The organism is Streptomyces sp. NPDC021225 (assembly GCF_044332865.1).
Classification (GTDB): Bacteria; Actinomycetota; Actinomycetes; order Streptomycetales; family Streptomycetaceae; genus Streptomyces.
In genome coordinates, this window is the sequence record NZ_JBIRPV010000003.1 from 1,086,394 (window position 1) to 1,098,124 (window position 11,731).

At 69.7% G+C, this 11,731-nt stretch carries 9 protein-coding genes and 1 pseudogene; 5 read left to right on the plus strand and 5 right to left on the minus strand.

Annotated features, from left to right (window positions below; translation table 11 throughout):
* Positions 1-61 precede the first annotated feature (61 nt).
* On the plus strand, positions 62-1,753 hold the full coding sequence (locus ACH4S9_RS18180; RefSeq protein ID WP_361181810.1) for a right-handed parallel beta-helix repeat-containing protein: 1,692 nt from the start codon (positions 62-64) through the stop codon (positions 1,751-1,753).
* A 71-nt stretch (positions 1,754-1,824) separates the two neighbouring features.
* Here ACH4S9_RS18180 and ACH4S9_RS18185 read toward each other — a convergent pair whose 3' ends face one another.
* The 4 genes and pseudogenes from ACH4S9_RS18185 to ACH4S9_RS18200 all read right to left on the minus strand — a co-directional run bounded on the left by ACH4S9_RS18185 (position 1,825) and on the right by ACH4S9_RS18200 (position 6,454).
* Positions 1,825-2,799 (minus strand): acetylxylan esterase, encoded by a 975-nt coding sequence (locus ACH4S9_RS18185; RefSeq protein ID WP_385338632.1) that lies wholly within the window; start codon positions 2,797-2,799, stop codon positions 1,825-1,827.
* 51 nt (positions 2,800-2,850) lie between these two features.
* On the minus strand, positions 2,851-3,909 hold the full coding sequence (locus ACH4S9_RS18190; RefSeq protein WP_398372874.1) for a hypothetical protein: 1,059 nt from the start codon (positions 3,907-3,909) through the stop codon (positions 2,851-2,853).
* 255 nt (positions 3,910-4,164) lie between these two features.
* Positions 4,165-5,271 (minus strand): annotated as a pseudogene (locus tag ACH4S9_RS18195) (polysaccharide lyase family 1 protein); the annotation flags it as partial.
* 259 nt (positions 5,272-5,530) lie between these two features.
* Positions 5,531-6,454: an LLM class F420-dependent oxidoreductase gene (locus tag ACH4S9_RS18200; RefSeq protein WP_311721729.1), complete on the minus strand. Its 924-nt coding sequence runs from the start codon at positions 6,452-6,454 to the stop codon at positions 5,531-5,533.
* Between the two features lie 298 nt (positions 6,455-6,752).
* Between ACH4S9_RS18200 and ACH4S9_RS18205 the strand changes: the two genes are divergently transcribed.
* Positions 6,753-7,967 carry an acyl-CoA dehydrogenase family protein gene (locus ACH4S9_RS18205; RefSeq protein WP_398372877.1) on the plus strand — a complete coding sequence of 405 codons (1,215 nt, stop codon included), beginning with the start codon at positions 6,753-6,755 and terminating at the stop codon, positions 7,965-7,967.
* Positions 7,968-8,020: 53 nt separating this feature from the next.
* Complete coding sequence (locus ACH4S9_RS18210) at positions 8,021-8,506, plus strand: RrF2 family transcriptional regulator (protein WP_398372879.1); 486 nt, start codon at positions 8,021-8,023, stop codon at positions 8,504-8,506.
* A gap of 89 nt (positions 8,507-8,595) precedes the next feature.
* Here the strand turns inward: ACH4S9_RS18210 and ACH4S9_RS18215 are convergent, their stop codons facing one another.
* A complete protein-coding gene (locus ACH4S9_RS18215; RefSeq protein ID WP_398372881.1) occupies positions 8,596-9,804 on the minus strand; it encodes a S8 family peptidase in 1,209 nt (402 codons plus the stop codon).
* A gap of 504 nt (positions 9,805-10,308) precedes the next feature.
* Here ACH4S9_RS18215 and ACH4S9_RS18220 point away from each other — a divergent pair.
* Together ACH4S9_RS18220 and ACH4S9_RS18225 are read left to right on the plus strand one after the other, a co-directional pair.
* A complete protein-coding gene (locus ACH4S9_RS18220; protein WP_385338848.1) occupies positions 10,309-10,392 on the plus strand; it encodes a putative leader peptide in 84 nt (27 codons plus the stop codon).
* Between the two features lie 124 nt (positions 10,393-10,516).
* Complete coding sequence (locus tag ACH4S9_RS18225; RefSeq protein WP_398372883.1) at positions 10,517-11,719, plus strand: LLM class flavin-dependent oxidoreductase; 1,203 nt, start codon at positions 10,517-10,519, stop codon at positions 11,717-11,719.
* Positions 11,720-11,731 lie beyond the last annotated feature (12 nt).

Sequence of the window (11,731 nt, forward strand, 5' to 3'; positions counted from 1 at the left end):
GTCATCTGCGTGTCCGTGCGTCGTCATGGTCACTCAGTGGGGAGTAAGCATGAGAGCAAGAATGTGTGCAGCAGTGGTGGCCCAGGGAATGCTGGGCCTGCTGCTGGCGGGTGCCGCAACCGGGACCGCGCACGCCGCCACCACCACGTACTATGTGTCGACGTTCGGCAGTGACAGCAACAGCGGAACGTCGCCGGACCAAGCATGGAAGTCGGTCGGCAAGGTCAACGGATTCGCCTTCCCGCAGGGCAGTACCGTGGCGTTCCAGGGCCAGGAGTGGTTCTCCGGCTGCCTGGTCTTCAACTCGACGAACGTGCCGGTGTCGTCGGCGTCCACGCCGTTCAAGGTGACGTCGTACGGCACCGGAAAGGCCACGCTGAAGTCCACCTGCACGGGGGAGTACTCGGCGGCGGTCACCGCCGATGCCGTGAGCGGCTTCGAGCTGAACAATCTGACGCTGGTCAACGGCACCACGACCGCGGCCGGTGTGCTGCTCCAGAACCAGAAGTCGTCGACGGCGACCAAGGGCCTGAAGGTGACGGGTTCGGACATCTCCGGGTTCGCGACGCCCAGTGGCAGCAGCAGTACCTTCGGCGGACAGATCATGGTCCTGGGCTACGCGGTCAACGGCAACAGCGGACCGTTGGACGATGTGCAGATCCTCGACAACAAGCTGCACGGTTCCAGCGTGACCTCGACCGCCGGCCCCGGCCTCTACGGTTGGGGCTCGGGGGTGAACATCACCAATGTCCGGGTCGCCGGCAACTCCGTCTACAACCTGGGTATGTCCCCCCAGAGCGTCGGGGCCGGGCTGACCGGGAACGGCTGGAACGGCGCGGTCATCGAGCGCAACGTGGTCCATGACATCGGGGCGAACGTCACCTCGTGCGGCGGGGCCAGCGGCATCATGACGTACACCTCCAATGATGTGACGATCCGCCACAACGAGGTGTACAACGTGCAGCCGTCGCCGGCGTACACCGCCGGCTGCGACTGGGACGGCATCGACCTCGACGGCGGCACCACGAACTCGGTGGTGGAGTACAACTACACCCACGACAACGCGGGCAGCGGCTACCTGGCCTACACCTCGACCGCCAGTTCGAGGGTGTGGGGGCCGAACACCTACCGTTACAACATCTCCGAGAACGACGACTGGGCGAACGCCCAGGGCGGCCTGTTCGACGTGGTGCCCAGCGCTCCGAAGAACGCTCTGTCGATCTACGGCAACACCTTCTTCACCAACAAGGACCAAAGTGCCAACAAGAAGGCCGGCGCGAGCGCGTGCTTCCTGTTCGGCTATGCCTCGGGCACATGGGCCAGCGGTTCGCAGATCAAGGACAACATCTGCCACATGGCCAACAAGGGCACGTACGGCAAGACCGGCCAGATGTACTACAACCCGTACGGGCAGACCGGCATGACCCTGTCGAACAACCTGTACTACGGCACGAACACCGGCGGTTGGCGCTGGAGCGGCACGACCTACGCCGACTTCGCCGCATGGAAGGCAACGGGGCTCGAGTCGGGCGCGGTGTGGGGTGACCCGCTGTTCACCTCGCCCGGCGGAGGCGGCACCTGCTCGTGGTCTCCGACCTCGGGCACAGGGCCGCAGCCGTGTCCGCAGGCCTACACGCTCAAGTCGGGTTCCCCGGCCCTCGGAGCGGGAACGGCCGTGTCCGGCAACGGCGGTGTGGACTACTACGGGGCCACCATCCCCAGCCCGCCGAACATCGGGGCCGATGCCTCATAGGCCCTGACTGACCCGCACTGGCGATCGGCACCGGTCTCCCACGCCCACGGCGAGGGAAACCGGTGCCGATGTCATGCCAGGTGCTTGGCGAAGAACTCCGTCGTGGCCGCACGCAGCGCCTGTGCCTCGACGTCCTCCCCGTCATAGGGGAAGTGGCCGGCTTGCAGGACGTGCAGTTCACGCGGGTCCGAGAGAGCGTTGTACACCGCGAACTGGCCCGGCGGCGGCACGACCGGATCGAAGAGGGCGGGGGCGGCAAGCACCGGGATGTCCATCCGTGTCGCCGCGGTGGCCGCGTCGTAGTAGGCGAGGACATCGACGACGCCGGGGTGTTCTCGGTGGTGGCGACGCACGGCCTCGCCGCTGCCGACGCAGGGAAGCGTCAGGCGCAGTGGGTGGTTGCCGAAGGTGGGGACCCGTAGCTGTGCCGCCGCGAAGCGCTCGTCCCACGGCAGCCCGAGGGCGCCAAGACCGCCGCCGAAGCTCTCCCCGAGGTACCCGAGTCCGCGGCCGGCGAGCGCCGGGACCAGCTCGGTGAGTGCCGAGGCCGCGCACCACAGGTCCGCGACACAGTCGCCGATGACATAGCCGTCACGTGAGTCGATGCCGTGCAGCACATGGTCGTCGGCGACGCTCGGCACGCCCGGAAGCAGTCCCTTGCTCGGCATGCCGGTCACGCACGGCAGGATCGCCGCCGAGGCGGGCAGGGGCAGCGGGATGTCCTGGCCGACCTGGGCCCGGCCGCCGTAGCCATGGCCGATGACGAAACCGTGGCGCACCGATGCCACGTCGACAGGGAAGACCAGCCAGCCGCCGCGCCGGCCGCGTGTCGACGCGTAGGACACGTCGAAGATCCGCACACCATCGCGCTCTTCCACGAGTGCGCCGATGCGCGACTCCGGCTCGACCCGGCGGGCTTCCTCGTATCTGTCGCGCCAGAACCTGTCGAAGTCGGCGGGGGCGGCCGGTGCCGCAATCCCCAGCAGTTCGTCGAGCGCTCGGCCGTAGGACGGATCGAATGGAAAGTCGTGTGCGAAGCGCGGCATACGGTGATCGTAGATCACCCTCGACAACATGGGCGCAGCCAACGAATTCGCTCAGCGGCAGGTCCAGACGGTCGGCTCGTCCCGGCCACCGGGAATCTTCCAGCTCTGGCCGGCGATCGTGCCGTCGTCACTGGAAACCGTGAGTTCAAGCCCGCGATCGGGGGCGTAGCTCAATGTGGAACCGGGCGTCGTCAGCTGCCACACGCCGAATTCGTGCCAGCTCGGATCATCGGTGCGACCGACGATCTGACCGTCGCGGTTGATGCCCCGGACATCCTCGCCCCGCTCCACAACGCGCGGCTGTCCGTCGCGATCCCACAGTACGCTTCGCCCGTCGTCACCGGAATCGTAGGAGACCTGGCCGATGACACGGCCGTTCGATATTCCGCGCGTGATGACGTCATAAGCTCCGTCGGGCAGGGGCAGTTGGCGCGCCTCGCCGTTCTTCCACAGATATGGCACCCGGTCGCCGTCGAAGTCCGCCTCGACCAGCACGGTGCCGTCCTGGTCGATGCCGGTGGCGATAGCCTCCGTGTCGGGCGATCCGGTCAGTTCCACCACGGTTCCGGGCTTGTCGGCGGGCCAGATGACCGGATGCCAGTACAGCGCGTCGCCGTCCGCCGTCCCGACGGCGCCGACGATATCACCGTGGTCGTTGACGCCTTCCGCCGTCGAAGCATAGGCATCGGGCAGTTCGGGCAGGCGCTCCAGTTTGCCGTTGCGCGAGCGGACGGCGCCGGGAAGTCCGTCAGCCTCCCGGTAGGCGGCTCCGACGACCGTCCCGGCGTCGTTCACCCCTGCGACGTTGACCCAGTTCTGGTATTCGGGATCGTCCAGGTTGCCGTAGTCGGTGAATTCTCCGTTTTTCCACAGCACGGCGCGGCCGCCCTGTGCGGAATTCGCGCCATAAGAAATCGTGCCCGCGTAACCACCACTTCCGTCAGCCGCGGCCACGTCGCCGGTGAGCGCGCCGGCGGGCAGCGGCAGGATGGCCGGTGTCCACGCGCAGGCCCTCGGCTCGGCAGCGGCGGTGGGTGCCACGGCGCCGACCAACGACGCCATCAGCGCCGCCGAAAACAGGACGCGAGCGCTGCCAGGTGTGCGTCTCATCATTCTCTCCGGTTTGTGGTGATTCGAAGACTCCGGGCAGCGTGGTGCCCGTCGCCGCCCCCGCACACTGTGTGACGGAGCGGGGGCAAGGGCAACGTCTTTCGTCCCTGCCTGAAATAGCGTGCCCGGGCGGCGCGGATCGTCCTCGAGGTAGCCGGAGAGACCCTCGTCATCGTCGGTGTTGGCGCGCTGCGGACCTGGCAGGTCCTCGCGCACGGCGTCGGTGCAGGGGGCTACGGGGAGCAGCTGCCGTCAGCAACTGCCGTCCGAGACTCGTAGGCCCTTGTTGGCGCCGGCCGTCGTGCTGACGACGCTCGGCACGCAACTGGCCGCGTCGAGACTGTAGGAGTACGGGATGGTGACGGTGGTGTTGGACTTCGGGTCGGGGCCGGCCGGGTTGTTCTCGGTGCCGGGGCTGGACCATGTCACGTTGTCGTAGATGTTGCCGCTGACCTGCCAGTAGCCGGCCGCGTCGGTGTAGAAGGTGCCGAGGACGTCCTTGGAGTCCTCGAAGTAGTTGTTGTCCACCTTGGCGCGGGCTCCGGCGCGGGAGTTGATACCGGATTCGTTGAGGCCGACGTAGTGGTTGTTGTAGATGTGGGCGATGCCGCCGCGCAGCAGCGGCGTGCGGGAGTCGATGTTCTGGTACAGGTTGTGGTGGTAGGTGATGTAGCCGTTCGACGTGTCGCTCTCGCTGGATCCGACGAGCCCACCGCGGCCGGAGTTGCGCAGGATGCTGTAGGACAGCGTGACGTACTGGGTGTTGTTCTTCAGGTCGAAGAGGCCGTCGTAGCCCTCCGACTCCCCGCCTGACGCCTCCAGGGTGGTGTGGTCCACCCAGACGTTGCGGACGTTGCTCTCCATGCCGATGGCGTCACCGCCGTTGGAGGTGGGGGAGCCCGACTTCTTGACGTTCCGGACGGTCACGTTCTGGATGATGATGTTGCTGGCGTTGCGGATGTGGATGCCCAGCTGGTCGAAGACGGCTCCGCTGCCGACCCCGATGATCGTGACGTTGCTGATCTCCTTGAGCTCGATCTTGTCGTCGGCGGTGTTGCAGCTGTCGCCCGACACCTTGCTGGTGTTGCCGTGGTTGACGGTGCCCTCGACCTGGATGGTGATGGGTGTGCTGCTGCTGGCCCGGTTGCACAGTGCCTCATGGATCGCGGTTCCCGTGGTGGCCCGCACCGTCTGCCCGCCCGCTCCGCCGGTGGTGCCGCCGTTCTGGGTGGCGTAGCCGGTGGCGCTGCCGGTCGCGGCCGACGCCTCTGGCGTCGGCAGAACCGCGCCGGTCGCGGCGGCGGCCGCAAGGGCCGTCGTGGCCAGTGCGACGTGGAGCCGCGCTGCTCGTGATCGTTTCATCCTCGGCCTGCCCTTTCGTCGTCGAACGCAGGTGATGTGCTGCCTGCCGGACACCCCTCGCGGTACGGCCATTGAGGCGCGGATGCGGCTCCTGCGCCGGGTGAATGGCGGTTCCCGCAGGTGCTTCCACACGTACAGAAAGCGCTTTCCGTGCGGGAGGCTAGGGCGGTACCCGTGAAACGGCAAGGCTTTGCGCAGGCGAGGTTCGCCGGCGGCCCTCGGGCCGGCGCCCGTCAGGCCGGCGGCCCGACGGGCGCTGTCAGCCGGCCAGTTCGCCGAGGAGCGCCCAGGTGCGTCGGCGGTCCGCTTCTCCCGCGATCTCGGTGCTCGAGAACACCACCTCGGTGGCGCCGGCGTCGCGGTACCGCCGTACCTCGGCTTCGACGGTCTTCTCGTCGCCGATCACGGCCACGTCGGCAGCACGCCGGTGGCCGGAGCGTTCGATGACCCGCGCGTAGGACGGGATCTGTTCGTAGAACGCGAGGCTCTCGGTGGCCTTCGCCCGCACCGCGTCCACATCGTCCGTGACCACGCCGGGCACCAGGGCCACGATCCGGGGTGCGGGACGGCCGGCGGCCTCGGCCGCGGCGGTGAGAGCGGGAACGATGTGTTCCGCCAAGGCGCGCGGCCCCGCCAGATAGGGCAGGATCCCGTCCGCCAACTCACCGCTGACCCGGAGCGCCTGCGGCCCCATCGCGGCGACCAGCAAGGGGACCCCGCTCTCGGCGCCCGGTACGCGCGCCGGGATCGGGGTGGTGGCGGTGAGCAGCTCACCGTGGAAGTCGGCCGTGCCGTTCTGCGTCAACTGCCGCAGTGCGGTGATGAATTCACGCAGGCGAGCGATGGGGCGGTCGAAGGGCAGGCCGAAGCCGGTCTCCGTCAGCAGTTTCGTGCCCAGGGCCAGGCCCAGGTGGTAGCGGCCGTGTGTCGCGGCCTGGGCGGTCTGGGCCTGGCTGGAGACGAGCAGCGGGTGGCGTCCGAAGACGGGGATCGCGGAGGTGCCCACATGCAGTCCGGGTACCGCGCGCCCGACGAGCGCGGCGAGTTGGGGTGAGTCGGCGCCGAAGGTCTGGCCGAACCAGGCCGACCGCAGGCCGGCGGCCGCGGCCTCCTGGGCCAGCAGCACGGTGGCGTCGACCTGGTTCTGCGCGTCGGAGGCGTTGAGCGCTACTCCAATAGTCATGCCAGTCAGAACGGGCTCGGCCGAACCCGCATTCCGGTTCGTGTGTGACAGGTTTTTGTCAGTCATATGTACAGGGGCCGTGCCCGCCACGACCGCGCGTTCGCCGCAGCTGTACGCCTCGCACCGTCGAACACCCGGTGAAAATCGGCCAAGACGCCGCAGTTTCCCCAGTTTTCCTATCGATTTAGTAGGGAAATGTTGACGCCGGTCGCCAGGGCGGGTGAGCATGGTCTGCATGTCCGCCGGGCACCGCCCGCGGTGGGTTCTCATCCTCCTCGGCTCCGCAAGGAAGACCCCCATGACCACCGCACTACCTGCCCAGAAGACCGGACACGACCACTGGCTGCGCATAGCCCGGGAGATCGCGGACGATCTGGCCACGGACGCGGTCGACCGTGAGCAGGCCGGGAAACCACCGCTCGACGAGGTTGCGCGGCTGCGCGAGGCAGGGCTGCTCACGGTGCCGGCGCCGGCCGGACATGGCACGGGAGGCCCGGACTGGCGTACGGCCTACGCGGTCGTCCGGACGATCTCGGCGGCCGACGGGGCGATCGGCTACCTCCTCGGCTGCCACTACTTCCTCTCCTCCAGCGCCCGGTTCTTCGCCGGCCCCGCCCTCGCCACACGAGTCGAGCAGGAGTCCGCGGCGAGGCAGTGGTGCTGGGGAGGCGGTCTCGTTTCCTGCGGACCGCCTCCCCGGCTGACCCCCACCGCGCACGGCTATGTGCTGGACGGCCGGCAGAGTTGTGTCACCGGAGTCGGAATCGCCGATCGCCTGGTCGTCCGCGCCACTGGGTCCGGTAGCGGTGATCCCCTGGCCGTCCTCGTCGATCCCGCCCACCCCGGCGTCGTGTACGTCGACGACGAGGACACCTTCGGCCAGCGCCTGGCGGCCGGCGGCAGCGTGGAGTTCGACTCCGTACCGGTCACGGAAGACGACGTGCTCGGCTCCCTCTCCGCGGACGAGGGCGCACTGACCCCCTTCGCCGGCTTGGCAGCACCGACCGCACGCCTGGTGTCCGTGCAGTTCTGTCTCGGCGTCGCCGAGGGGCTGCTCGCCGAAGTGCGCGAGTACAGCAGGGTGGTGCACTCTTCCTGGCAGCTCTCCACGGAACAGTCCTGGCCTGGTGGTCCGTCGCGGGACCCGTACGTGCTGGGCGTGTACGGGGAACTGACCGTTGCCGCACGTTCCGCGTCCGCTCTCGCCGACCAGGCGGTCGAGGCCCTGGGGCGTGGCTTCGCGCGGGGCGAAGACCTCGACGACGACGAGTGCGCGGAGATCGCCGTACTCGCGAGTGTGGCCGAGTCCGCCGCCTCCCGGGCCGTGCAGGAGATCACCGGACGTGCCCTGGACGTCATCGGCGCGCGTGCCGCCCTCCTGCGGCATGGATTCGACCGCTTCTGGCGCAACGCCAGGACACACACCCTGCGCGAGCCCGTCGCCGACAGACTCCGCGAGGTCGGGGACTACTTCCTCAATGGTGCGCACCCTCCGTTCACCATCCCCTCCTGACGGCGTGCGCAGCCGGTAGCGGGGTGGGCGCGACAGTGGCGGATAATCTCGGCATGCAGATCTCGGCGAGGGCGGACTACGCGGTGCGTGCGGCGTTGGAGCTTGCGGCGGCAGGACACGACGCCTCGCTCAAAGCCGAGGCGATCGCGGCGGCGCAGGGCATTCCGCACAAGTTCCTGGAAGGCATCCTGGGTGATCTGCGCAGGGGCGGGCTGGTGACCAGCCGGCGCGGTGGGAACGGCGGCTACCGGCTGGCCCGCCCGGCGGACGAAATCGCCATCGCCGACGTGATCCGGGTGGCCGACGGACCGCTGGTGTCGGTGCGGGGCGTGCGCCCACCCCAGCTTTCCTACACCGGTCCCGCGGAGTCGCTGCTCCCGCTGTGGGTCGCGGTACGCGCCAATATCCGCAAGATTCTGGGCGAGGTCACGCTGGCCGACGTGGCCACCGCCACGTTGCCCGATGAGGTCCTGGTCCTTGCCGAGGACCCCGAGGCCTGGACGAACCCCCGGCCGACGCCCCTGTCCACCGACCCCTGATCTCCCGCCGCGGTCGTACTGCCGCCCGCCGGTGGGATCCGGCGGGCGGCAGTGTGCGATCACCGGTGTCCGGCGTCGCGGTCAGCGTGTCACTGGACGACCTTGAGCAGCTTGTTGGGGGAGCCCGAGCCGATACCGGACAGGACGCCCGGGGTGGCGCCGTTCACCAGCGCGCTCCCGACCTCGGAGGGAGAGGCGGTGGTGTGGCCGGAGAGATAGATCGCCGCGGCGCCGGACACATGCGGGGCGGCGAAGGAGGTGCCGGAGCCGGTGTAGGTGGCGGTGTCGGAGGTGTTCCAGCCGGCCGTGATGTTCGAGCCCGGCGCGAACAGGTCCACCACCGAACCGTAGTTGGAGTAGCTTGCCCTCGCGTCCGTGCTGGTGGTGGCGCCGACGGTGAGGGCGGTCGGTACCCGGGCGGGGGAGTAGTTGGCGGCGTTGGCCCCCGAGTTGCCGGCGGCGATGGAGTAGGTCACACCGGAGGCGATCGAGTTGCTGACGGCCGTGTCCAGGGAGGTGCTTGCGCCGCCGCCCAGCGATACGTTGGCGACGGACGGGCCGGAGTGGTTGGCGGTGATCCAGTCCACGCCCGCGATGACGCCGGCCGTGGTGCCGGACCCGTCGTTGCCGAGGACGCGTACCGCCACGATCTTCGCGTTCTTGGCCACGCCGTAGGTGCTGCCGGCGACGGTCGTGGCGACGTGCGTGCCGTGGCCGTAGCCGTCCTGCGCGGTGGTGTCGTTGTCCACGAAGTCATAGCCGTAGGACGCCCGGCCGCTGATCTGGGAGTGGGTGATCCGCACCCCGGTGTCCAGGACGTAGACGGTCACACCGCTGCCGGCGCTGTCCGGGTAGGTGTACGTGCCGCTCAGCGGCAGGTTGGTCTGGTCGACGCGGTCCAGGCCCCAGGGGGCGCCTGTCTGCGTCGCGTCGGCGTGGACCCTCCGGTCCTGTTCGACGGAGGCCACGGCCGGGTCGGCGGCGAGCCGTCTGGCCTCGGTGGGGCTGAGCTTGGCGGCGTAGCCGTTCAGCGCGGTGGTGAAGGTCCGCTCCACCGCGCCGCCGTAGCCGGATATGACCTCCTTGCCGCGGGCGGAGGCGGCCTTGAGGCCGGCCGTCTTCTTCAAGGTGACGATGTAGCTGCCGGGGACCGCGTCGGCGGCCCCGGCGTGCAGGACCGTGCCTTCGGCCGGTGCGGCGTGGGCGGGGAGCGTGGTGCCTGCTCCGATGCACGCGGCGGCGGCCGCCGTGGCGATTGCCGCGGCGATCCGCCGCTTGGTGGTACGCATCACTGCCATCGCGAGGGATTCCTCCTCGATCGGTGGCGCGCTGTGGTGCGTGCGCGCTCTACGGGGTGTGCGGGCTCGCACAGTTCACCGGGAGCGCACGGTTGCGCCCCCGGCCTGATGAGGATTTGCCGGGGCGCGAGCCACCGGCAAGGCATGCCATATGCATGACATGAACTCGCCATGGAAACCGGTGTGCCGTGGCGGGAGGCCACGCTCGCGTAACCCTGCGTACGTACAGGGCACACAATGGGGAAGGCGCCTTTGGCGACTGCGGTTGTTGACGTGCAAACGGGGCGCGGCTAGCGTCGCCGACATGCGGATCTCTTCGCGGTTCACCCAGCGGCGCCCTGTCGATCTGATGCGTGTCGCCACCGCGCTGTGTAGCTGACCGCCACTGCCACCGTCCCGCCCGCCCCGGCCGGCGTGCACACCCGCTCGGCGGACGCGGCCGGCCTTCTCCTCGGCAGGCGCATCGCGGCGCACAGACCGCACAACGCAGCGCTCCTGTACGGCATGGGGTGTGAGGCGCCACCACGAGGCGCCGCCCGGCCGCACATCGATCTGCGGCGCCTGGCCGGCGCGCTCTGTCGCGCCTGACCCACCCCCACCCCCCGCCTTCGGCCGGGGCCCCTCCCACCGCGCTCGCCGGCCGCCGTGCCGCCCCCCGCTCTTCACATGAGGGCCGGCGACCCCGTACGGACCTCAAGGAAGGCACCCACTCGTGTCCTCGACGCCCTCTTCCCCACTGCATCTCGCCGTCGCCCTCGACGGCACCGGATGGCACCCCGCCTCCTGGCGCGAGCCGGTGGCCCGCCCCCGGGACCTGTTCGCCGCCCGGTACTGGGCCGATCTGGTCGCCGAGGCCGAGCGCGGCCTGCTCGACTTCGTGACCTTCGAAGACGGCCTCGGCCTACAGTCCTCCCACCTCCTCGAGCCGGACGGTCGCACCGACCAGGTCCGTGGCCGCCTGGACGCCGTCCTTCTCGCGGCTCGCATCGCCCCGCTGACGCGGCACATAGGCCTGGTCCCGACCGCGGTGGTCACCCACACCGAGCCCTTCCACATCTCCAAGGCCATCGCCACCCTCGACTACGTCAGCACCGGCCGGGCGGGCCTGCGGGCACAGATCACCGCGCGCCCGAACGAGGCCGCCCACTTCGGCCGCCGCGCGATCCCCCACATCGACGCCTACGAGAGCCCGGCCGCGCAGGAGGTGGTGGCCGACCTCTTCGACGAGGCCGCCGACTACGTGGAGGTCGTCCGCAGGCTCTGGGACAGCTGGGAGGACGACGCGGAGATCCGGGACGCCGCCACCGGCCGTTTCATCGACCGCGACAAGCTGCACTACATCGACTTCGAGGGCAGGCACTTCAGCGTGAAGGGCCCGTCCATCACCCCACGCCCACCGCAGGGCCAGCCCGTCGTCAGCGCCCTCGCCCACTGGACCGTCCCGTACCGGCTGCTGGCCCGCCAGGCCGACATCGGCTACGTCACCCCGCGCGACGCCGATCACGCCCGCGCGATCGTCGCGGAGATCCGCGCCGAGCAGGAAGCGGCAGGCCGCGCCGACCAGCCCCTGCACATCTTCGGTGACCTGGTGGTCTTCCTCGACGACGACCCGGCCGCCGCGACGGCCCGGCGCGCACGCCTCGACGCCCTCGCCGGAACCCCGTACACCGGCGACGCCCGCATCTTCACCGGCGCCCCGGCCCAACTCGCCGACCTGCTGGAGGAGTGGCAGTCGGCCGGACTGAGCGGGTTCCGGCTGCGTCCCGCCGTCCTCGGCCACGACCTTGCGGCGATCACCCGCGGCCTGGTCCCCGAACTCCAGCGCCGGGGCGCCTTCCGCCGCGCCTACGAGGCCGACACCCTGCGCGGACTGCTGGGCCTGGCCCGCCCCGCCAACCGCTACGCCGCCGCCTGAGCACGAAGGAGA

Excerpts from the sequence above, each read along its gene's own strand:
- ACH4S9_RS18180 (WP_361181810.1), top strand. The coding sequence starts at position 62 with ATGTGTGCAGCAGTGGTGGCCCAGGGAATGCTGGGCCTGCTGCTGGCG.
- ACH4S9_RS18185 (WP_385338632.1), bottom strand. The coding sequence starts at position 2,799 with ATGCCGCGCTTCGCACACGACTTTCCATTCGATCCGTCCTACGGCCGA.
- ACH4S9_RS18190 (WP_398372874.1), bottom strand. The coding sequence starts at position 3,909 with ATGAGACGCACACCTGGCAGCGCTCGCGTCCTGTTTTCGGCGGCGCTG.
- ACH4S9_RS18200 (WP_311721729.1), bottom strand. The coding sequence starts at position 6,454 with ATGACTATTGGAGTAGCGCTCAACGCCTCCGACGCGCAGAACCAGGTC.
- ACH4S9_RS18205 (WP_398372877.1), top strand. The coding sequence starts at position 6,753 with ATGACCACCGCACTACCTGCCCAGAAGACCGGACACGACCACTGGCTG.
- ACH4S9_RS18210 (WP_398372879.1), top strand. The coding sequence starts at position 8,021 with ATGCAGATCTCGGCGAGGGCGGACTACGCGGTGCGTGCGGCGTTGGAG.
- ACH4S9_RS18215 (WP_398372881.1), bottom strand. The coding sequence starts at position 9,804 with ATGGCAGTGATGCGTACCACCAAGCGGCGGATCGCCGCGGCAATCGCC.
- ACH4S9_RS18220 (WP_385338848.1), top strand. The coding sequence starts at position 10,309 with ATGGGGTGTGAGGCGCCACCACGAGGCGCCGCCCGGCCGCACATCGAT.